Source organism: Curtobacterium sp. MCPF17_050 (assembly GCF_003224435.2).
Taxonomy (GTDB): Bacteria; Actinomycetota; Actinomycetes; order Actinomycetales; family Microbacteriaceae; genus Curtobacterium.
On sequence record NZ_CP126250.1, the window covers coordinates 166,757 to 185,596 of the forward strand.

The window sequence follows — 18,840 nt, forward strand, 5'->3', positions numbered from 1 at the left end:
GGAACAGCCCTTCGGCCGTACAACGAGAGTTCCCGCGATTGCGATTGGTCCGAAGGTAGTGGCGTTGGCTGAGTTCTCACTCCAAGGGTCGGCCTGAGTGCGCCTACAGGATCATCGCAGGCTGGCCCTCGGACTCCCCGCGTAGCGTCACGGCCATCGACGAAGGGCTGGGCCATGAAGTACCTCATCTACGGGGTCGCCTCGGTCATGACGAGCGACGAGGCGGCGTACGCCGTGCTCGACTACGCGACGGCGCTCGCCCAGTCCGGGCTCGCGGACCGGGTGGACGTGCCGTCGGTCGACGACTACGGCATGGCAGCCACGTCGAGCTTCGTGCTCGCGCCGGCGATCGGCGTCCTGGTGCAGTCCGCCCCGGACGACGAGCTCGCCCCCGAGACCGATGCCTTCACGGCCGACCTCCGGTGCCGCACGCACGCCGTCCAGGCGGGACGCGCCTCCTGAGCGGATGCCCCGCGCGCAGCGTCCGGCTGCTTGACTAGGGGCGATGGCACAGAAGGAACAGCGCTTCCGGAGCGAACAGCTCGAGGAGGCCCTCGCGAAGCAGGACGTCGCCGCGGTGGCGTACGCCCTGCGCAACGACATCGTGATCGTCCCGCGGCTCGTCACCGGGAAGAAGGACATGCAGGTCCGGGTGTTCGGCCGGGAAGGGTCGGACAAGCGCATCCTGCTGCTGTTCTCGTCGGCGGACGCCTACACCGCGATGGTGCCGGGGGAGAAGCTCCGGCAGGTCATGGTCTACGACGCCGAACGGCTCGAGGAGTTCCTGGCCGCGCACCTCGACTCCCTCGAGGGCGTGTTCTTCGACATCGCCGGCCCGCACACCATGCAGGCCGAACCCGCCGACCTGCTCGCGGCACTGCGCGCGTAACGACCGGTCCCGTACCGGACCCGGTCCATCCGGATAGCGTCGGTCCATGGGATCGATCGTGCCCGGCGTCATCGCCTTCGCCCTCGGCACCGTGCTCGCCGTCGCCGGGCTGGTCCCGTGGGCCGCGCGCGAGTACCGGCGACACGGGAAGCTCGGCGTCCGACGCGGTCTGCTCGCGTTCGGGACGCTCGTCTACGCGCTCGCGCTCGTGACCTACACGCTCCTCCCGCTGCCCGACGACGTCGCCGCCGTCTGCCGTACCGCTGCCCGGCCGCAGCTGCAACCGTTCGCCTTCGTGGGCGACATCGTCCGCGAAGGCGGCATCACCGGACCGCGGTCGGTGCTCGGCAACCCCGCCGTGGCGCAGCTGCTCCTCAACGTGCTGCTGTTCGTCCCGCTCGGTGCGCTCGTCCGGCACGCGGTGCTCCGCCGCCGACTCGTCGCGGGCCTCCTCGTCGGCGGTGCCGCGGGCTTCGTACTGTCGCTGCTCATCGAGTTCACCCAGCTCACCGGCGACTGGTTCCTGTACCCGTGCGCCTACCGTTTGTTCGACGTCGACGACCTCATCGCGAACACCGCGGGCGCCCTGCTCGGCACGCTCTTCGCACCCGTCGTCGGCTTGCTCGCCGGATCGGCGCGGACGACGGAGGAGGCCCGGGTGCCGCGACCGGTCACGGCCGGCCGGCGGTTCTTCGGCATCCTCGCCGACGTCCTGGCCATCTGGTTCACGACGGGCCTGCTCACATCGGTCACCTCGGTCGGCCTCGCGCTGCTCGGGGTGCCGGACGGCGGGCCGCTCGCCGTCGGTCTCGGCATCGTCGCCGCCGTCACCGCGCCCACGCTGCAGCTCGTCATCGTCCTGGTGTCGGGGCGGACCTTCGGCGAGCACGTCGTGCGGCTCCGGCCGGTGCCCGTCCCGGGAGGCGCGGCTCGGCTGGTGCGGTGGGCGCTCGGCTCCGGCGGGTGGTCGGCGCTCACCGCCAGCGGGCTGCCGTTCTCCGGGTTGATCGCGTTCGCGCTCGCCGTGGCAGCGGTCATCGGCGTGTGGGCGACGCGGGACCGGCGTGGGTTCGCCTCCGCCGTCGCGGGCACCGGGATCGAGGACGACGTGGACACCGAGGTGCCCGCCGCCGAAGTGGTCGCCGGCGACCAGCGACCGTGACGGCGTCGGTTCTCTCGCGCGGTCAGAAGGCGGCGTCGAGCTCGCGTTCCCGCGGGGACTTCGTCATCGAGAACGCGACCCGCAGGGCTTCCCGGAGGTGTTCCGCGTCGGCTCCGAGGACCGTCGTGAAGCCGAGTCGTCCCGCCTCCGCCACGCGCTGTTTCGCGCCGGTCGCCGTCCGGATCTCGCCGGCGAGGCTGATCTCGCCCACGGCAGCGAGCGTGTGCGGGTACGGGCGGTCACGGGCCGCACTCGCGAGCGCCAACACGATGGCGAGGTCGGCGCCGGGTTCGGTGAGCTTCATGCCGCCGACGGTCGAGACGTAGACGTCGGCGTCCGAGAGCTTGATGCCGGCTCGTCGTTCCAGCACCGCGAGGAGCATGGCCACACGGGATGCGTCCACCCCGTTCACGACGCGACGCGGCTGCGGTGCCGAACTGGGCACGACGAGGGCCTGGATCTCGACCGGCAGTGCCCGCCGTCCCTCCATCGCCACCGTGATGCACGTGCCGGACACCGGGGCGCCGTTGCGGGACATGAAGAGGCCGCTCGGGTCGGGTACCTCGTGGATGCCGTCGCCCGCCATGTCGAAGCAGCCGACCTCGTCCGTCGGTCCGAAGCGGTTCTTCAGCGCGCGGACGAACCGGAGTGCGGTCTGGCGATCGCCCTCGAACTGGCAGACCACGTCGACGAGGTGTTCGAGCAGTCGGGGTCCTGCGATCGTGCCGTCCTTCGTGACGTGTCCGACGATGAGGACCGGGAGCGCGGCCTGCTTCGCCACCCGGATGAGCGTGGAGGCCACCTCGCGCACCTGGGACGTCCCGCCGGCGATGCCGTCGATGGTCGCGGACGAGATGGTCTGCACGGAGTCGGCGATGAGCAGGTCCGGCTGCACCTGTTCGATCTGGCCGAGGATGACGCCGAGGTCGACCTCGCTCGCGAGGAACAGTTCGTCGTGCATGGCGCCGGTGCGCTGGGCCCGGAGCCGCACCTGGTCGACGGACTCCTCGGCGCTGACGTAGAGGACGCGCTTGCCCATCGAGGCCGCACGGGACGCGACCTCGAGCAGGAGCGTCGACTTGCCGACCCCGGGTTCACCGCTCAGCAGGACCGCGGAGCCGGGGACGATCCCGCCGCCGAGCACGCGGTCGAACTCACCGATGCCGGTCTGCCACCGTTCCACGGTCCCGCCACGGGCCTCCGTGATCGGTCGGGCGACGCGGTTGCCGGTGACGGCGATCGACGCCGTGCCGCGGGTGCTGGCGGTCGCCGCCGAGGCGTCCTCGACCGTTCCCCACGACTGGCACTCGCCGCAGCGACCGACCCACTTGATGCTGGTCCACCCGCACTCCGTGCAGCGGAACGAGGACTGGGGGCGGGCCATGAGACGAGGTTAGGCGGCTCCGCCGACATCGGTCGGCTCGTCGGCACGGCCGTCGACGGACGTGTCGGTGCCGGTGTCGACGTGGTCACCGTTGCCGTGGCGGACTGGGAGCGGGACCGATCCGGTCACCCGCTGGCGCAGGCGGTCGAGCGAGTTCGGCCGGTTCGCGGTGTCGAGCGCCGCGGCGTCGTCGGTGTCCTGCTCGGCCCGTGCCTGTGCGACGTCGCCGGCCTGGCTCCCGAGCTCCTCGGCTTCCCGCGCGGAGAGGTACCGGCGGATGGCGGCCACCGTGTCCACCCGGGTGTCGATGGCCGGTTCGAAGGCGCTCGCCCAGATCTCGTACCCGCGGTCGTTCGGGTGGAACAGGTCGCCGTACGTGTTGAAGAACGTCCGTCGGACCCCGACACGCTTGGTGATCGCGTGCAGCGGTGCCACGGTCAAACCGAGCTCGCCCGCGACTCGGTGAATGATCTCGTTGGCGACCGCCACCTTGCGCTCCCGGTCCGGCACGAACATGCACGGGAGTTCGCCGACGATCGCGTGCGACGGCACCGCTCCGTAGATCGCCCGGATGTTGCGCTCGAACTTGTCCGGGTGGAAGTCCGCGATGTCGTTGGCGCCGATCGACACCGTGCAGACGTCCGGGCTGTACTGGTGCAGCTTCGGGAGCTGGTGCTGCTTCGCCCCCCACGTCGTCGCGCCCGACACGCTGAGGTTCACGACCCGCACGGTCATCCGGGAACGGTGTCGGATGCGACGAGCGAGCAGGCCGACGTACCCGCGACCCGGAGCCGTCGCGCCGACCCCCTGCGCCGCGGAGTCGCCGATCGCCACGTAGGTGAGCTGGCCGTCGTGGTGCAGGCGTTCGCGCCACCAGTCGGCGTGCACGGGGAGCATGTCGACCACCCGCTGGGAAGCCGCCCGCTGACCGCGGATGCCCGCTCGTGCACCGATGCCGGCGGCTCCGCTGACGACGGCTGCGCCGACGACGGAGGACAGCAGGGCGACGAGGGTGCGCGTTCTCATGGCGGAGACGGTACGCGCGGCGCCTCGGTCTGCGGTCACGGTCGTGGCGGCCTGGGGAGGAGGCGGCGGACCCAGCCGCGTGTGGATGGAAGGAGCGCGGGGTGTCGCCAGGGGCCTCCCGGATCGTGTAAACTCTCTCCCGGTACCGTGTCCGAGCGGCCTAAGGAGCATGTCTCGAAAACATGTGTGGGGGCGACTCCACCGTGGGTTCAAATCCCACCGGTACCGCCACAGAAAACCCCCGGTCTTCCGGGGGTTTTCTCTTTTCAAGGAGCTTCCTTGACGCAACTCCGGACCACTCTCCTGCGCGCACCGCTCCGCACTGCGGCTGCCTCCTCATCGCCAGCGTTGTCAGCTATGGCTCGTCGGACCCAATGTCTCAGGCACCCTCTCCTGTCCCTCGCGTGGGCGCAAGGAAGCGCAGGGCGCTACCTCAGTCTCCACTGGTGGGTCGGATCAGACCTCGCCACTGCTTCGTGCTGCTGAAGGTTCAATCCAGCGCATGGATGTGCGTGAGCCCCGAGGCGGCCGCTGGTTGGTACCACGGTGCTGGGTATGCCCCATTACAGCGTTACTCGATGTCCCGCGCGCCTCCAGAAATGCGCGGCTCGTCGATGAGGCATACTGGACTCGGCCAAGGAGGGCACAGTGAGTTCAACGAGCAGCGAGGCGAACAGCGAGCATGAGGATGGGGGGCGTCCGGGCTTCAATGCATTCAAGTCGCGCGATGACCTGATTCGGTACGGGTCAAACGCGCTACTGCTTTTTCTGGCTCAAATCCGACTTAACGTCGATGACATTGAGGCATTTGCGACAAACGCTCTGACGGATCACAGCAACGACAAAAAAGCGGATCTCGTTGCGGTTGTCCGCGACGGCGCGAAAGTGGTAATCGGCCAGGGCTACTTTAGAGAAAAGGAAGATAAGCCAGCTGCGCCTGAGGACAAAGCCGCTGATGCTAATACCGCGGTGAGCTGGCTTATTGCTGGCCCGCTGGATTCCGTCCCAGCAACGCTTCGTGGTGCTGCCCAGGAAGTACGTGCTGCGCTAGAAGCGGGCACAGTTACTGAGTTCGAGATCTGGTACTCGCACAACCTCCCTGAATCGAAGAATGTTCAGCGCGAACTCGATCAAGCTGCACTAACGGCCGACGCTCTAATTAAGCGGGAATTTCCGTCTGCAAACGTCGACGTTACTGCGACAGAGTTCGGCATTGCGACACTCGAAACAGAGTATGCACGCACCCAAGCTCCGATCTTCGTGTCCCAAGCCTTTGATTTCGACATTCCTGGCGGTTTCGAGCTGAAGGCTGACGGCTGGAGCGCGTTCTCGACTGCGATCAATGGCGGTGCTCTGCGTGCCCTTTGGTCGGCGCATACAACAGACCTCATGTCTCCGAATATCCGCGACTATCTTGGCATGGTGCGGTCCACTGGGAATATCAACTTCGGAATCAAGCAGACGGCTAAGACCCAGCCTGAAAACTTCGCTATTTTCAACAATGGCATCACCATTCTGGTGAATGATTACCAGCTGGGAAGCGACAATGCATCGCTTCGAGTTGATGGAGTGGGTATTGTCAACGGCGGCCAGACCACCGGTGCCATCGGCGAGTTGTCAGGTACTGAGGCTGCGCGTCTCGGCGAAGCTATGGTGATGGCGCGTTTCGTCAAGTGCACTGACCCAGGTGTCCTGCAAGACATCGTCCGGTATAACAACACGCAGAATAAGGTTGAGGCGACCGACTTCCGCAGTAAGGATGCTATCCAGGAGCGGCTGCGTGGGGAGTTTGAGAAAATTCCGGAGGCCGACTACCGAGGTGGCCGACGCGGAGGGACCAGTGATGCGATCGTTCGACGACGCGGCCTCCTTCCCGATTCGTCAGTCGCGCAGGCTCTCGCGGCATTCCATGGGCGCCCCAATCTCGCGTATAACGAGACTCGCGCTATCTGGGACAATGACGCAGTTTACGCAAGCGTGTTCCGCGATACGGTATCTGCGCGCCACATAGTCTTCGTGTTCGGGCTGCTCCGAGCAATCGATAACGCGAAGCAGAACATAACGGCGATTCCGGAAGCCGAGCGCACCGATGCTCAGAGAAAGCACGCCGAGTTCTTTCGAGGACGCGGTTCGAATTTGCTGATGCTGGCGGCTATCGGTTCCTGCTTCGAGACTGTCATTGGTCGTCCGATCGCAGATCGAACTGAGCTCAAATTCAAAAAAAATGTCTCGCCGGCCGGGGCGGCGGAAGCATGGCAACCGCTGGTTGACTCGCTTCTGTCGTTTTCCGCTCAGCTGATGCCCGCGACCAACCAAGGCCTCAAGTCTAGTGAACGGGTTGCTCGTGCAGTTGAGGGCTTTTCTGCGATGGTCGAGGCCACTCGTGCTGCCAATCCCGCGCCGTTCGAGAACTTGGCCGAGTCGACCTTGCCTGCCGCAAGCACACCGAAGGTTACGACATGATCGGTGGTCGCGAAACGCCGAAGTAAGGAAATGCTCTCGGCGCAACGATGACCGCCAGCACCTGACATTCGGGCCTTGCAGAAGGAGTCGTGCTTGCTGTCCGTGATACCAGCCCAGGGCGGATTCTCCTGGTCCCGCAGGACCGGCGAGGGCATACCAGGAGGGGCGATGTCCGACAGCAGCCACTGCCGTCAAATACGCCGCGGGCTGTCGTACGGCTGGTCGGCCAAAAGGCGAGGACGTCAGCGGTAGTGCCGGAGATGTCCTTCGAGCCTGCTGCGGTCACCGGCGGGTTGGAGGTCGGTGGCCAGGGGCGTCAGCTAGTTCTGCATAGTCGTGATGTCCGCGAGCTGCTGCTGGAGCCGGCTGAAGAGCACGGGTGCGTCCCGAAGGTGCGGCTTGGTCCGGACCGAGCGTGAGCCCTGCGTTGGCCAAGCCTTGAGCACCCGCGAGGAGTGATGCTTACGCGGCGCAGACCGCTTTCATCCCAGCGGTGAGGTCTGCCATGTTCTCGGCGCTCAGCCCGGCGCCGTCCGTCTTGGCTGCTCGGCCGTCGAAGGTGGCTTCTGTGTCATTGAGTGCCTTGCTGACCTCGGCGACGTCCGCGTCGAGCTTGCCGACTCCGGTCGTGCTCGCTTCGTAGCGGGCCGCCACGTTCGCCGCGTTGATGGTGTTGGCGGTGTATGTGGTCTGCAAATCGGACTGGGCACTTAGGTACGCGTTCTGCGCAGACGGTCCCGGACGGCTTGCTCGTGGAGCGACTCCATGCCGGGGTCGAGGTGACCAGATGCCTTCTCGTCGACGCGCACAGGGCTGGTCGCGGCAGCGGGCATCGTGCCAGCAGGGACTGTCATGCAACTCGGTGCGCCGTCGTCTGGCGGGGACGGCTCTGCCCGGTCGGGTCTGTCGGCAACTACCCCGAGACCGCAGCGATCGGACGTTTGATCGTGCCGGTGCTAACGCACGGCGAGGAGCTCAGGCCCCCGGCGCAGCGTCGGCGGTCTGCTCCCGGCGTCAACGGCCTCAGCCCCTCGGCAGCACCGCACCCCGCGCCAGCCCCACGACGACCCCGTGCGCAACCCGCGCCGCCCGCGCAGCCGCGTCGTCGAGGTGCTCCCGGAACTCGTCGCCGTCCGGGGCGCACAGGTCGCTGATGCCGCGGATCGACACGAACGGCACGGCGTGCACGGAGGCGAACTGCGCGATCGCAGCCGACTCCATGTCGACCGCTGCGACCGTCGGGAAGGTGCGGCGGAGGTCCCGGGCCCGGCCGTCGGTGACGAAGACCTCGCTCGAGCCGATCGACGCCGTGCGGACGACGTCGTCGGTCGGGACCTCGCGGGCGCGACGGATGAGATCGGCGTCGGCGCCGTACTCGGGAGGCATGCCCGGCACCTGACCGAGCACGTACCCGAAGGCGGTGGCATCGGCGTTGAGGTTGACGTACGAGTCCCCGACGACGACGTCGCCGAGCTGGACCTCGCGGGCGAGGCCGCCGGCGGTGCCCACGCTGATGACGGGGACGCCGGGGCCGAAGTCGTGGAAGGCGTGCGCGACGGCAGCGGTCGCGTTCGTGAAGCCGATGCCGCTCCGGCGGACGGCGACCGTGGCGCCGTCGACATCGAGGAGGTGGTGTTCGTCGTGGCCGCCGGTCGGGCCGCGGAGGACCGGGCCGCCGCCGAACAGGTCCGTGAACGCCGAGACCTCTTCGCTCATCGCGGCGATGACGACGGCCGCGGGGCGTCGAGTGGCGTCCACCCAGCGATCTTCCCACACGGACGGCACGGCCCCGGCGAGCGAGCGAGCTTGCGAGGAGAGGGGCAGGACGTTCGGGGTACTGCCGCAGACGCCCGTCGAGGTGTGAGGATGTGCGCATGGTGACTGACGGCACTGCTGACGGTTCGGCGATCTCCGGCCCGGCATGGGAGCGCACCGTGCTGCTCGTCGTGCCGCCGAACGACGTGGACGAGGTGCACGACTCGGTGGACGACCTCTGGCACCGCAACGCCGACCTCGGCCCGGGTGAGCGGATGCGGTTCGAGACCGCGCTGCTCGAACTCGCGGGGAACGTCATCGAGCATGCCGAGGGGAACGAACGGCTGGTGTGCCAGCTGACGCTGCGGCGGACGTCGACCACGCTCGAGGCGGTGCTCAGCGACAGCGGCGCCGAGGTGCAGGTGCCGTTCCGCACGGAGATGCCGGACCCCGAGGAGATGGCCGAGTCCGGCCGCGGGATCGCGATGATCGAGCTCCTGATGGACGACTTCTCCTACGAGCGGGACCCCGAGGGCAACCGGTGGCGCCTCGTGATGGGACTCCCGGAGTCGCTCCAGCGCGAACACGACGTCGCGGAGGACACCGGCGGCGACGCCCCGCGCTGACGCGCCTGGTCGCCGGGCCGACGGCGACGACCCGACGACGGACGGGAGGCCCGGTACCAGCTGGTACCGGGCCTCCCGTCCGTGGGCTGTGACGGCGCGACCGGTCAGGCCGTGGCGGCCGCCTCGCTGCGCTTCGGCAGGACCCAGCCCGGGCGCACGAAGTGGCACGTGTACCCGTTCGGGATCTTCTCGAGGTAGTCCTGGTGCTCCTCCTCGGCCTCCCAGAAGGGGCCGGCGGGGGTGACCTCGGTGACGACCTTGCCCGGCCACAGACCGGAGGCGTCGACGTCGGCGATGGTGTCGAGGGCGACGTCGCGCTGCTCGTCCGAGGTGAAGAAGACGGCGGAGCGGTAGCTCATGCCGACGTCGTTGCCCTGGCGGTTCTTCGTCGACGGGTCGTGGATCTGGAAGAAGAACTCGAGGAGCTCACGGTAGGAGATCACCGACGGGTCGAAGACGATCTCGACCGCCTCGGCGTGCGTGCCGTGGTTGCGGTAGGTGGCGTTCGGCACGTCGCCGCCCGAGTAGCCGACGCGGGTGCTGAGGACTCCCGGTCGGCGGCGGAGGAGCTGCTGCGCTCCCCAGAAACACCCGCCGGCGAGGATCGCGGTCTCGGTGGTGGTCATCGGTACCTCCGTGGTTCGTGACGCTGGCTGCGACAGTACCCGGTGCAACAGAGGGACGGCTCCGTCTGTTCCATCCGAGCGGATGCCGCGTCGGCCGGGCGGTTGCGTCTCGTGGAGGACCTGAGCCCCGCCGCACGCGTCGCGGGTTGACTGGGCGGATGAAGGACATCCAGTACGCAGGTCGGGCGATCCGGACGAGCGACGACGCAGCCGACGCCGTCATCCACTACGCGGCGGTGCTCGGGGCGAACCGGAAGACCGACACCCTGGACGTCCCGACGGTCGACGAGCAGGGACTGCCGGTCGTCGAGACCCTGCTGATCGGTCCGTCGAGCCAGATCACCCTGAGCCCGGCACCCGACGACGGACGGGGTGTCGACGTCGACGACTCCGCGTTCGTGGAGCACGTGCACCGGTTGGCGGACATCGCCGGGCCGGTGCGCCCGGTCCACGAGGACCCGGACGTCCGCCCGGAGGACTACGACTTCGACTGACCGCGCCCCGTCCGGACCGACGTCAGCGGCGCAGCGTGTTCCGCGGGTACTCGCCGTAGGCGTTCCGGTACGCGGCGGAGAAGCGACCGAGGTGCGCGAACCCCCACCGTCGGGCGATCGTCTGCACGGCCGCGGTGGTCGGGTCGGCCTGCAGCAGCTCGCGGCGGACCTGCTCGAGGCGCACCTGCAGCAGGTACTGCATGGGCGTCACCCCCAGGTGGCGCTGGAACGCCTCCTGGGTCGCCCGGACGCTGAGGCCGGCGGCACCGGCGACGTCCGAGACGCTCATCGGCTCGGCGACGTGCTCGTGGACGTACTCGACGGCGGCGCGGAGGCGTGCGCGTCGGGGCAGGAGCACGGCCGGCGGCAACGTGGTCACGGTCGGCGGGTACATCCGGAGGAACGCACCTGCGGTCCCGCGGACGAGGGTGTGCCAGAGGAGGGAGTCGACGCCGCCCGTCCGCAGCTCGCGGGAGAGCAGCGCCAGGCTGTTCTTCCACTGCGCCACGGCGGCCGGGTCGAGGGTGCGCAGGTGGTCGAGGCCGAGGTCCGCGACCTGCCCGGTGTGGAACTGCTCGTCAGCGACCTCGTGCACGACCCGTCGGGACAGGTGCACGACGCGCTGGTCGTAGTCCTGGTACTCGAACACGAAGTCCCGACAGGTCGGGAAGAGCATCGGCACGTCACCGGTCATCGGCACGCGGTCCTGCAGGACGTCGGGGACGCCCTGCCCCGCGGTGAGCCACTGGACGATGTACTCGTCGGACGCCGGAATGGCTCCGCGGAGGAACCCGGAGACCTGCGCCCGACGGAGCGTCAGGTCGGCGTCGCCGACCGCGGTGTAGCGGTAGCGGAAGGGCTGCTCGGTCGCTCGGGCGGACCACTGCCGCCCGGCGTAGAACCCGCTGAGGTCGAGGACCGCTGCGTCGGGTGCATGCCCCATGGCCTCGATGCGGACGGTGCTGCGAGGGGCGGTGCCCGTCAGGCCGGGCCGTTCGTCGATCAGTGTCATCGTCGGTCCGATCCTCTCGCTCATGGTGTCGTGCTGGCCCGGGCGGCCCCGCATCGGAAGCGAGCAGCACACGTTCGGTGCCTCCATGAGCACGTTACGGACCGGGAATCATCCCCGCGAGGGGTTGATCGCTTCTCCATGCTGTGGTACTTGGGCGTCGGCCGTGCGCGGACCCACCTCGATGGGGCAAGGTCGGTACATGCGCACCGAACCCGCCGCCGCCCTCCGCGCCGCCCGAGACGCCCTCATCGCCGCCCGCACCGACAGCGCTGCGGCGCGCGAGACGTTCCGGTGGCCGGACGTCGGTGCCACGTTCAACTGGGCGATCGACTGGTTCGACGTCATCGCGGCGGGCAACGACCGGGACGCCCTGGTCATCGTCGAGGAGGACGGGCGCGAGTCGCACACCACCTACGCGGAGATGTCCGCCCGTTCCGACCGGCTCGCGGCACGGTTCCACGACCTCGGCGTCGCGAAGGGCGACCACGTGCTGCTCATGCTCGACAACCAGCTCGAGCTCTGGGAGTCGATGCTCGCCGTCATGAAGGTCGGCGCCGTGATCCTCCCGACGTCGACGATGCTCGGCGCCGCGGACCTGCAGGACCGCATCGACCGCGGCCAGGTCGCGCACGTCGTCACCACGCTGCGCGAGACGCCGAAGTACGCGGACCTGACGGGGGACTTCACCCGCATCGTGGTCGGCGGCACCGTGGACGGCTGGACGACGTACCCGAGCGACCTCGGCGAACCCGCACCCGCGGGGGAGTGGAAGCCCGAGGTGGTGACCGCGGCCACGGACCCGTGCCTGGTGTACTTCACCTCCGGGACCACGGACAAGCCGAAGATGGTCGTGCACACGCAGACGTCCTACCCCGTGGGGCACCTGACGACCATGTACTGGATCGGGCTCGAGCCCGGCGACGTCCACCTGGCGATCAGTTCGCCAGGATGGGGCAAGCACGCGTGGAGCTGCTTCTTCGCGCCGTGGATCGCCGAGGCCACGGTGTTCGTGTACAACCAGGAGCGCTTCGACCCGGTGGGCCTGCTGCACCAGCTCGAGCGGTCCCGGGTCACGTCCTTCTGCGCCCCGCCGACCGTGTGGCGCCTGCTCATCCAGGCCGACCTCGGCAGTCGGCCGACCGCCCTCCGCGAGGTCGTCTCGGCCGGCGAGCCCCTCAACCCCGAGGTCATCCGGCTCGTCGAGGAGTCCTGGGGCCGCACGATCCGCGACGGCTACGGCCAGACCGAGACCACCGCGATCGTCGGCAACGCCCCGGGCGACACCGTGCGGCCCGGCGCGATGGGCCACGGGCTGCCGGGGGTCGCGATCACGCTCCTCGACCCGGTGACGGGTGAAGCGGGCGCCGCCGAGGGCGAGGTCTGCCTCGACCTGACGACGACACCGGTGAACCTCATGGCCGGGTACCTCGGAGCGCCCGAGCGGACCGACGACGCGCTCCGCGACGGCTTCTTCCACACCGGTGACGTCGCCACCCGGCACGAGGACGGTTCGCTGACCTTCGTCGGCCGTACCGACGACGTGTTCAAGTCCTCGGACTACAAGGTCTCGCCGTTCGAGGTGGAGAGCGCGCTGCTCCAGCACCCCGCGGTCGCCGAGTCCGCGGTCGTCCCGGCGCCGCACGAGGAACGCCTGACCGTGGTGAAGGCGTACGTCACGCTCGCGTCCGGGTGGGAGCCCACCGCCGAGACCGCGCGGGACATCCTGGCGCACGCCCGCTCCGCGATGCCCGCCTGGCAGCGCGTCCGACGCGTGGAGTTCGGTGCGCTGCCGAAGACCGTGTCGGGCAAGATCCGCCGCGTCGAACTGCGCGCCCGCGAACAGGAGGCGTTCGGCGGCCCGCAGCTCGAGGGGGAGTGGCGCGACGAGCAGTTCCCGGGCCTCCGCACCGGGCGTCGCGACGCCTGACCCGCGGCGAGTGTGACCGGACGGGTCAGGTCCGGTCGGCCCGGCCTCGGTCCGGGAGGCCCGCGGCCTGGTGGCGGCGGAGGGCCCCGGACACGACGCGGACCGCGGCGAGCTCCTCGGGCGTGAAGGCGTCGACGAAGACCTGTCGGACCGCGCGGAGGTGGGCGGCCGAGGAGCTCCGGTAGAGCCGGACGCCCTCGGCGCTCAAGGTCACGGCCGTGCCGCGGGCGTCCGGTCCGACCCGGTCGCGCGTGATGAGGCCACGTTCCTCCATCCGCCGGAGGTGGTGGGAGAGCCGGCTGCGTTCCCACCCGACCTCGTCGGCGAGCTCCGCGGAGCGGCGCGTGCGCTCCGGCGCCTCGCTCAGCGCGAGCATCACGCGGTAGTCGCCGTCGGAGATCCCGGACGCGGACTGGAGCGCCGCGGCGAGCGCACGGCGGACCGCTTCCGACGTCTCGACGTAGTCGCGCCAGGTCGCCAGTTCGTCGACGGTCGGCGATCGCCGGCCCCGCGTCTGCTGTCCGTCGTCACCCATGCGGCCTCCTCTTGACTCCCCGACGGTAGCGGCACATGATTGACGCGTCAATCACTTGGTTGAAGCGACAACGAAATGAGGCACCATGCCCGACATCACCTTCGGCCTCGACACGTTCGGCGACGTCCCCACGGACGACGACGGCGCGTTCGTCAGCCACGCCCGGTCGATCCGGCAGCTCGTCGACGAGGCCGTCATCGCCGACGAACTCGGCGTCGACGTCTTCACGGTCGGGGAGCACCACCGGCCCGAGTACTCCGTGTCCTCCCCCGAGACCGTGCTCGCCGGTCTCGCCACGGTGACGAAGCGCATCCGCCTCGGGTCGGGCGTCACGGTCCTGTCCTCCGACGACCCCGTCCGCGTGTTCCAACGCTTCGCGACGGTCGACGCGCTGTCCCGTGGTCGGGCCGAGGTGATCCTCGGCCGCGGGTCCTTCACCGAGTCCTTCCCGTTGTTCGGCCACGACCTGGCCGACTACGACGTCCTGTTCGAGGAGAAGATCGAGCTGTTCGCGCAGCTCCTGCGCGAGGAGCCCGTCACCTGGAGCGGGACGACCCGCGCGCCGCTCGTCGACGCCGACGTCTTCCCGAAGACCGAGCACGGCCTGCGCACCTGGGTCGGCGTCGGCGGGTCCCCGCAGTCGGTCGTCCGGACCGCGCAGTACGGGTTCCCGCTCATGCTCGCGATCATCGGCGGGCAGCCCGAGCGCTTCGCGCCGTACCTCGACCTGTACCGCCGGGCCGCCGAGCAGTTCGGCACGACGGCGCACCCGGTCGGTATGCACTCGCCCGGCTTCGTCGCCGACACGGACGAGGAGGCCACGGAGCTGTTCTGGCCGCACTACCGGGTCGTCCGCGACCGGATCGGCGCCCTGCGCGGATGGCCGCCGGTGACGCGCGCCGAGTTCGACCGCGAGGTCGCCACCGGCTCGATGTACATCGGCTCGCCGGAGACCGTCGCGCAGCGGATCGCGCGCGCCGTCGACACGATGGGTGTCGGCCGCTTCGACATGATCTACACCTCCGGCGGCCAGTCGATGCGGGCCCGCACCCGCGCCGTCGAGCTGTACGGCGGCGTCGTCGTCCCGCGGGTGCGCGAACTGCTCGCCGACCGCGGCGACACTGACCGCGGCGACACCGACCGCGGCGACACCGCCCGGACCGAGGACACCGATCGCCAGGAGGCCGCAGCATGACCGGCACGGACACCACCGGTACCTCCCCGTTCCGGACCGTCGCGGTCCTCGGCGCCGGGAAGCTCGGGACGGTCCTCGGCCGCCTGCTCGTCGGCACCGGCCACCGCGTCCTCGTCGCGGGTTCGGGCGACCCGGACCGCATCCGCCTGATCCTGTCCGTCGTGGCGCCCGGGACCGAGGCGGTGCGCGCCGCCGACGCCGTCGACCAGGCCGACGTCGTCGTGCTCGCCCTGCCGCTCGGACGCCTCGACACGATCGCCGCGGAGCGGCTCCGCGGCAAGGTCGTCATCGACGCGATGAACCACTGGTGGGAGGTCGACGGGCACCGCCCCGACCTCGAGGACGGCCGCGTGTCGACGAGTGCGCTCGTGCAGCAGCACCTGTCGGGAGCCACCGTCGTCAAGGCGTTCAACCACATGGGGTACCACGACCTCGACGCCGGCGCGCGTCCCGCGGGCGACCCCGAGCGGAAGGCGATCGCCGTCGCGGGCGACGACGAGGCGGCCGTGGCGGCCGTCGCGGCGCTCGTCGACGAGCTCGGCTTCGACGCCGTCGCCGCGGGCTCGCTCAGCGACAGCGTGGCGCTCGAACCGCACGCCGAGGCCTTCGGGGCGAACGTCCCGGCTCCGGAACTCGTGGCGCTCATCGAGCGCTTCCCGACCACGGACCGGGGGCGGGCCGTCGCGGCCGCGCGGGCGGGCCTCCCGGCCTGAGCCGGCGAGGACGGCCACCGCGTACGGTCGCGTCCATGAGCGACACGACGAACGGAACCGGCCCGGACGACATCTCCGACGCGGAGGCCCGGCACACCGAGGAGTTGCCCGACGGCTCCGCCTCGGGGAACGCCACGCAGGACCCGCAGCAGGACAGTGACGTGGACTCCGGCGGGGAGCCAGCCGAGCCCGAGGAGGGCTGACCCGTGCCGCGGAACCCCGCGGTCCCGGCCCGTGCCACCGGCGTCACCCCACCGGGCGCGGACCGGGGGTTCCGCCTGGCCCTGCTCGACCGTGGCGCCGACCTGCTGCAGCCGACGGACCCGCTCAAGGGGTTCGACGTCTACGTCGTCGGCTTCCACTGCGTCAAGGGCGAGCCCGACGTGCAGATGGAGGCCCACCACTACTGCAAGGTCGTGAACGCCGAGATGCTCCAGTGCGTGCTGTTCGACGGCAACACCGCGGACGCGAACCTGATCGGCGTCGAGTACATCGTCTCCGAGCGGCTGTTCGACGGGCTGCCCGAGGACGAGAAGCCGTCGTGGCACCCGCACAACCACGAGGTCTTCTCCGGCGAGCTCGTCGCCCCGGGGCTGCCGATCGCGGTCGAGACCGAGCTGATGGGGCACCTCGTCAACTCGTACGGCAAGACCTGGCACACCTGGCACAGCGCCCCGATGGGCGGGCACGAGGCGGACCCGCTGCCCGTCGGCGACCCGATGCTCATGTGGTCGTTCAACCGCGAGGGCGAGGTGCAGTCCGCGCTGCAGGACGACCGGAACACCGCGATGCACACCGACCCCGAGCCGCGGAAGGCCTCGCGGGCGAAGCACCTCGACCGGGCGCACCCGCAGCGCGGCGTCGGCACGATGCGCGACGACTTCACCGGCACGACCCCGACCCCGGGCGTCGTGGACGCGGAGGACGGCCGACCCTGACGCCGGCGCCGGCCCGACCGTCCCTGAGCGGACAGCGGGACGGTCCTCCCAGCCGTGCCGGAGTTCGCTGGCATCCGGTTCCTCGCCCGTCCACCACGGGTGTGCCGGGCCGGTCGACCGGAAGCGGTGCCCAGATGCTGTCGTTGATCTACTCGAGCGTCGCGACGGACACGTTTAATGACGATGCCCTCGCGGACCTGCTCACGCAGAGCCGGGACGCGAACGAGCGGAACGACGTCACCGGCATGCTGCTGTTCCGGAACGGCTACTTCCTGCAGCTGCTCGAGGGTCCCGACGCAGCCGTCCGCGGGAAGATGGCGACGATCAAGACCGACCCGCGGCACACGAAGGTCACCATGCTGGTCGAGGAGCTCATCGAGGAGCGACAGTTCCCCGGGTGGACGATGGCGTTCGCGCCGACGTCCGAGGCCGACCTCGACGACGTGCCCGGGTACCGTTCGACCTTCGAGGACGTCGAGGCCGTCTCGACCGAGTCGCCTGCGCCGGGCACCGTCCCGTCGGTGGCCTCGCCGGCGCTCCGCGAGCTCATCCGCTGGTTCGAGGCACGACCGGACCGCTTCCGAACCGCCTGACCGTTCCGAACCGCCTGACCGGGCGTGCGCCGGACGGGAGGCCCGTGGTGAGCGTGCCACGGGCCTCCCGTCCGTCAGGCAGCCACGTCGAACACGACCACTCGCGCGTTGTGCGCGCCGATGTGGTCGGCGACCGGCTGGTGCGCCGGGTGCGGCAGGTAGGCGTCCCGCGCAGCGGCGTCCCGGAACCTGACGACGAGCATCCAGTCGAAGCCGCCCTCGAGCCCCTCGGGGCTGACGCTCGGGCCGGTCTCGACGGACACCACGCCGTCGATGCCGGGCAGGTGCTCGTGTGCGAGCGCCGTCGCCCGTTCCGGCACGGCAGTGTCCTCCGTGTCCCACTCCACCAGCACGACGTGCACGATCTCGGTCATCGGCGACCCCTCCTCCACTGCACCACCGGCCGTCCGACGGTGTCCCGACCGAGCCTGCGCCGCGGGGCCTGGACGTACCCCGGAGCGCCGCCGGACTGGGTGTCCTCGGCACGGCGCGGCCTACCGTCCAGGGCACACCACGACGAGAGGAAACACCATGGCAAGTGGAGTCGCAGCAGTCTGGGTCCCGGTCAGCGACATGGCGCGCGCGGTCGCGTTCTACCGTGACACCCTCGGTCTCACCGTGCAGGACCAGTCGGAGGACTGGAGCGAGATCGATGCCGGTGGGCTCATGATCGGCCTCAACGGGCGCGAGTCGGCCGGCGGGTCGAGTTCCGGCGGCGCGGTCGTCTCGTTCCAGCCCGACGGCAGCATCGAGGACGAGGTCGCCGCGCTGCGGAGCCGCGGCGCGGACATCCAGGGCGAGATCAGCGAGCACCCGTGGGGCAAGATCATCCCGTTCAAGGACAGCGAGGGCAACGACCTGCAGCTGTACACGCCGCCGCAGGGCTGAGCGGCCGCGGACACGACAGAGCCCCCGGGGTGACCCGGGGGCTCTGTCGATGCTGCTGGTGGGGTGCGTCCGACGCTGGGGTCAGCGGGCGGTGCGGGCCCCGGAGCGCGGGAGGACGATGCCGAGGATGATCATCGCGACGGCGAGGATCAGGTGCAGCACGTTGTCGGCGCTGTTCAGCGGCACGAAGTTCGCGGCGCTGGACATGCCGGCGGTGAAGAGGCCGTAGATGAAGAGCACGGCGTAGATGATGCCGCCGACGAGCAGGTACTGGCGCGAGAAGCCGAACGAGCGCGCGGCGATCAGGCCGACGATGCCGAACAGCAGGTGGACGATGTTGTGCAGGACGGACACCTGGAACAGGCCCAGGAGCTGCGCGTTCGAGTCATTGCCGGCGGCCATCATGCTGCCCATGTCCATGGTCAGGCCGGGGATGAAGCCGGCGATGCCGACGATGAGGAAGACGACGCCGAAGACCAGCGCGCCCTTCTGCGTGAGCGTCCGGCCGTAGCCGTGGTCGGTGCGGGTCGATGCGTTGGTGGTCATGAAGGAACCTTTCGTCAGGAGTCGACGCGGTCGGTTGCCATGCGCCTCGCAGGACATTCGGAGTGGAC

Annotated in this window: 22 protein-coding genes and 1 tRNA gene; 14 read left to right on the forward strand and 9 right to left on the reverse strand. The window is 69.7% G+C overall.

Annotated elements, in window-relative coordinates; all coding sequences use genetic code 11:
* The first annotated feature begins 174 nt into the window (after positions 1-174).
* From DEJ34_RS00805 to DEJ34_RS00815, 3 genes are read left to right on the forward strand one after another with little or no spacing between them, the layout of a single operon-like run.
* Positions 175-462, forward strand: coding sequence for a hypothetical protein (locus DEJ34_RS00805; protein WP_110825657.1), 288 nt, complete (start codon positions 175-177; stop codon positions 460-462).
* A 43-nt stretch (positions 463-505) separates the two neighbouring features.
* Positions 506-889 (forward strand): SseB family protein, encoded by a 384-nt coding sequence (locus DEJ34_RS00810; RefSeq protein ID WP_110858042.1) that lies wholly within the window; start codon positions 506-508, stop codon positions 887-889.
* Between the two features lie 46 nt (positions 890-935).
* Complete coding sequence (locus tag DEJ34_RS00815; protein ID WP_110910711.1) at positions 936-2,051, forward strand: VanZ family protein; 1,116 nt, start codon at positions 936-938, stop codon at positions 2,049-2,051.
* Positions 2,052-2,073: 22 nt separating this feature from the next.
* Here the strand turns inward: DEJ34_RS00815 and radA are convergent, their stop codons facing one another.
* Both radA and DEJ34_RS00825 read right to left on the reverse strand, forming a co-directional pair.
* Positions 2,074-3,435, reverse strand: a complete 1,362-nt coding sequence (gene radA / locus DEJ34_RS00820) for a DNA repair protein RadA (protein WP_110910710.1) — start codon at positions 3,433-3,435, stop codon at positions 2,074-2,076.
* A gap of 9 nt (positions 3,436-3,444) precedes the next feature.
* Positions 3,445-4,461, reverse strand: coding sequence for an SGNH/GDSL hydrolase family protein (locus DEJ34_RS00825; RefSeq protein WP_181422184.1), 1,017 nt, complete (start codon positions 4,459-4,461; stop codon positions 3,445-3,447).
* A 141-nt stretch (positions 4,462-4,602) separates the two neighbouring features.
* Here DEJ34_RS00825 and DEJ34_RS00830 point away from each other — a divergent pair.
* Together DEJ34_RS00830 and DEJ34_RS00835 are read left to right on the forward strand one after the other, a co-directional pair.
* A tRNA-Ser gene (locus tag DEJ34_RS00830) sits at positions 4,603-4,692 on the forward strand.
* A gap of 417 nt (positions 4,693-5,109) precedes the next feature.
* Positions 5,110-6,924: an AIPR family protein gene (locus tag DEJ34_RS00835; protein ID WP_146236873.1), complete on the forward strand. Its 1,815-nt coding sequence runs from the start codon at positions 5,110-5,112 to the stop codon at positions 6,922-6,924.
* A gap of 462 nt (positions 6,925-7,386) precedes the next feature.
* Here the strand turns inward: DEJ34_RS00835 and DEJ34_RS00840 are convergent, their stop codons facing one another.
* Both DEJ34_RS00840 and mtnN read right to left on the reverse strand, forming a co-directional pair.
* Positions 7,387-7,620: a hypothetical protein gene (locus tag DEJ34_RS00840; protein ID WP_110910707.1), complete on the reverse strand. Its 234-nt coding sequence runs from the start codon at positions 7,618-7,620 to the stop codon at positions 7,387-7,389.
* Between the two features lie 327 nt (positions 7,621-7,947).
* On the reverse strand, positions 7,948-8,682 hold the full coding sequence (gene mtnN, locus DEJ34_RS00845) for a 5'-methylthioadenosine/S-adenosylhomocysteine nucleosidase (RefSeq protein WP_181422183.1): 735 nt from the start codon (positions 8,680-8,682) through the stop codon (positions 7,948-7,950).
* A gap of 116 nt (positions 8,683-8,798) precedes the next feature.
* On the opposite strand from mtnN, the gene DEJ34_RS00850 reads away from it, so the two are divergent.
* A complete protein-coding gene (locus tag DEJ34_RS00850; RefSeq protein WP_110825643.1) occupies positions 8,799-9,305 on the forward strand; it encodes an ATP-binding protein in 507 nt (168 codons plus the stop codon).
* 104 nt (positions 9,306-9,409) lie between these two features.
* Here DEJ34_RS00850 and msrA read toward each other — a convergent pair whose 3' ends face one another.
* The gene (gene msrA / locus DEJ34_RS00855) at positions 9,410-9,931 is read right to left on the reverse strand and encodes a peptide-methionine (S)-S-oxide reductase MsrA (protein ID WP_110825642.1); all 522 of its coding nucleotides are present in this window, start codon (positions 9,929-9,931) and stop codon (positions 9,410-9,412) included.
* 158 nt (positions 9,932-10,089) lie between these two features.
* On the opposite strand from msrA, the gene DEJ34_RS00860 reads away from it, so the two are divergent.
* On the forward strand, positions 10,090-10,425 hold the full coding sequence (locus tag DEJ34_RS00860; RefSeq protein WP_110825641.1) for a hypothetical protein: 336 nt from the start codon (positions 10,090-10,092) through the stop codon (positions 10,423-10,425).
* 22 nt (positions 10,426-10,447) lie between these two features.
* Here DEJ34_RS00860 and DEJ34_RS00865 read toward each other — a convergent pair whose 3' ends face one another.
* Entirely contained in the window at positions 10,448-11,437 is a 990-nt protein-coding gene (locus DEJ34_RS00865) for a helix-turn-helix transcriptional regulator (protein ID WP_146236376.1), read from the reverse strand.
* Positions 11,438-11,636: 199 nt separating this feature from the next.
* Between DEJ34_RS00865 and DEJ34_RS00870 the strand changes: the two genes are divergently transcribed.
* Positions 11,637-13,364 carry an AMP-binding protein gene (locus tag DEJ34_RS00870; protein ID WP_110910706.1) on the forward strand — a complete coding sequence of 576 codons (1,728 nt, stop codon included), beginning with the start codon at positions 11,637-11,639 and terminating at the stop codon, positions 13,362-13,364.
* 25 nt (positions 13,365-13,389) lie between these two features.
* On the opposite strand, the gene DEJ34_RS00875 is transcribed toward DEJ34_RS00870, so the two are convergent.
* A complete protein-coding gene (locus tag DEJ34_RS00875) occupies positions 13,390-13,899 on the reverse strand; it encodes a MarR family winged helix-turn-helix transcriptional regulator (protein ID WP_110910705.1) in 510 nt (169 codons plus the stop codon).
* Between the two features lie 85 nt (positions 13,900-13,984).
* Between DEJ34_RS00875 and DEJ34_RS00880 the strand changes: the two genes are divergently transcribed.
* The 5 genes from DEJ34_RS00880 (at position 13,985) to DEJ34_RS00900 (ending at position 17,338) form a co-directional block, all read left to right on the forward strand.
* Positions 13,985-15,094: an LLM class flavin-dependent oxidoreductase gene (locus DEJ34_RS00880; protein WP_110910704.1), complete on the forward strand. Its 1,110-nt coding sequence runs from the start codon at positions 13,985-13,987 to the stop codon at positions 15,092-15,094.
* The gene (locus DEJ34_RS00885; RefSeq protein ID WP_110901663.1) at positions 15,091-15,807 is read left to right on the forward strand and encodes an NADPH-dependent F420 reductase; all 717 of its coding nucleotides are present in this window, start codon (positions 15,091-15,093) and stop codon (positions 15,805-15,807) included. The genes DEJ34_RS00880 and DEJ34_RS00885 overlap by 4 nt, the downstream gene beginning before the upstream one ends.
* Before the next feature lie 35 nt (positions 15,808-15,842).
* Complete coding sequence (locus DEJ34_RS00890; RefSeq protein WP_181420462.1) at positions 15,843-16,010, forward strand: hypothetical protein; 168 nt, start codon at positions 15,843-15,845, stop codon at positions 16,008-16,010.
* 3 nt (positions 16,011-16,013) lie between these two features.
* Entirely contained in the window at positions 16,014-16,745 is a 732-nt protein-coding gene (locus DEJ34_RS00895; protein WP_110825635.1) for an OBAP family protein, read from the forward strand.
* 134 nt (positions 16,746-16,879) lie between these two features.
* Positions 16,880-17,338, forward strand: coding sequence for a BLUF domain-containing protein (locus DEJ34_RS00900; protein ID WP_110901662.1), 459 nt, complete (start codon positions 16,880-16,882; stop codon positions 17,336-17,338).
* A gap of 74 nt (positions 17,339-17,412) precedes the next feature.
* Here DEJ34_RS00900 and DEJ34_RS00905 read toward each other — a convergent pair whose 3' ends face one another.
* On the reverse strand, positions 17,413-17,712 hold the full coding sequence (locus DEJ34_RS00905; RefSeq protein WP_110901674.1) for a Dabb family protein: 300 nt from the start codon (positions 17,710-17,712) through the stop codon (positions 17,413-17,415).
* 157 nt (positions 17,713-17,869) lie between these two features.
* Between DEJ34_RS00905 and DEJ34_RS00910 the strand changes: the two genes are divergently transcribed.
* Positions 17,870-18,226 carry a VOC family protein gene (locus DEJ34_RS00910; protein WP_110891187.1) on the forward strand — a complete coding sequence of 119 codons (357 nt, stop codon included), beginning with the start codon at positions 17,870-17,872 and terminating at the stop codon, positions 18,224-18,226.
* An 81-nt stretch (positions 18,227-18,307) separates the two neighbouring features.
* Here the strand turns inward: DEJ34_RS00910 and DEJ34_RS00915 are convergent, their stop codons facing one another.
* The gene (locus tag DEJ34_RS00915; protein WP_110825632.1) at positions 18,308-18,772 is read right to left on the reverse strand and encodes a DUF4383 domain-containing protein; all 465 of its coding nucleotides are present in this window, start codon (positions 18,770-18,772) and stop codon (positions 18,308-18,310) included.
* Positions 18,773-18,840: the final 68 nt, after the last annotated feature.

Excerpts from the sequence above, each read along its gene's own strand:
- DEJ34_RS00805 (WP_110825657.1), top strand. The coding sequence starts at position 175 with ATGAAGTACCTCATCTACGGGGTCGCCTCGGTCATGACGAGCGACGAG.
- DEJ34_RS00810 (WP_110858042.1), top strand. The coding sequence starts at position 506 with ATGGCACAGAAGGAACAGCGCTTCCGGAGCGAACAGCTCGAGGAGGCC.
- DEJ34_RS00815 (WP_110910711.1), top strand. The coding sequence starts at position 936 with ATGGGATCGATCGTGCCCGGCGTCATCGCCTTCGCCCTCGGCACCGTG.
- radA (WP_110910710.1), bottom strand. The coding sequence starts at position 3,435 with ATGGCCCGCCCCCAGTCCTCGTTCCGCTGCACGGAGTGCGGGTGGACC.
- DEJ34_RS00825 (WP_181422184.1), bottom strand. The coding sequence starts at position 4,461 with ATGAGAACGCGCACCCTCGTCGCCCTGCTGTCCTCCGTCGTCGGCGCA.
- DEJ34_RS00850 (WP_110825643.1), top strand. The coding sequence starts at position 8,799 with ATGGTGACTGACGGCACTGCTGACGGTTCGGCGATCTCCGGCCCGGCA.
- msrA (WP_110825642.1), bottom strand. The coding sequence starts at position 9,931 with ATGACCACCACCGAGACCGCGATCCTCGCCGGCGGGTGTTTCTGGGGA.
- DEJ34_RS00860 (WP_110825641.1), top strand. The coding sequence starts at position 10,090 with ATGAAGGACATCCAGTACGCAGGTCGGGCGATCCGGACGAGCGACGAC.
- DEJ34_RS00865 (WP_146236376.1), bottom strand. The coding sequence starts at position 11,437 with ATGACACTGATCGACGAACGGCCCGGCCTGACGGGCACCGCCCCTCGC.
- DEJ34_RS00870 (WP_110910706.1), top strand. The coding sequence starts at position 11,637 with ATGCGCACCGAACCCGCCGCCGCCCTCCGCGCCGCCCGAGACGCCCTC.
- DEJ34_RS00875 (WP_110910705.1), bottom strand. The coding sequence starts at position 13,899 with ATGGGTGACGACGGACAGCAGACGCGGGGCCGGCGATCGCCGACCGTC.
- DEJ34_RS00880 (WP_110910704.1), top strand. The coding sequence starts at position 13,985 with ATGCCCGACATCACCTTCGGCCTCGACACGTTCGGCGACGTCCCCACG.
- DEJ34_RS00885 (WP_110901663.1), top strand. The coding sequence starts at position 15,091 with ATGACCGGCACGGACACCACCGGTACCTCCCCGTTCCGGACCGTCGCG.
- DEJ34_RS00890 (WP_181420462.1), top strand. The coding sequence starts at position 15,843 with ATGAGCGACACGACGAACGGAACCGGCCCGGACGACATCTCCGACGCG.
- DEJ34_RS00900 (WP_110901662.1), top strand. The coding sequence starts at position 16,880 with ATGCTGTCGTTGATCTACTCGAGCGTCGCGACGGACACGTTTAATGAC.
- DEJ34_RS00905 (WP_110901674.1), bottom strand. The coding sequence starts at position 17,712 with ATGACCGAGATCGTGCACGTCGTGCTGGTGGAGTGGGACACGGAGGAC.
- DEJ34_RS00910 (WP_110891187.1), top strand. The coding sequence starts at position 17,870 with ATGGCAAGTGGAGTCGCAGCAGTCTGGGTCCCGGTCAGCGACATGGCG.
- DEJ34_RS00915 (WP_110825632.1), bottom strand. The coding sequence starts at position 18,772 with ATGACCACCAACGCATCGACCCGCACCGACCACGGCTACGGCCGGACG.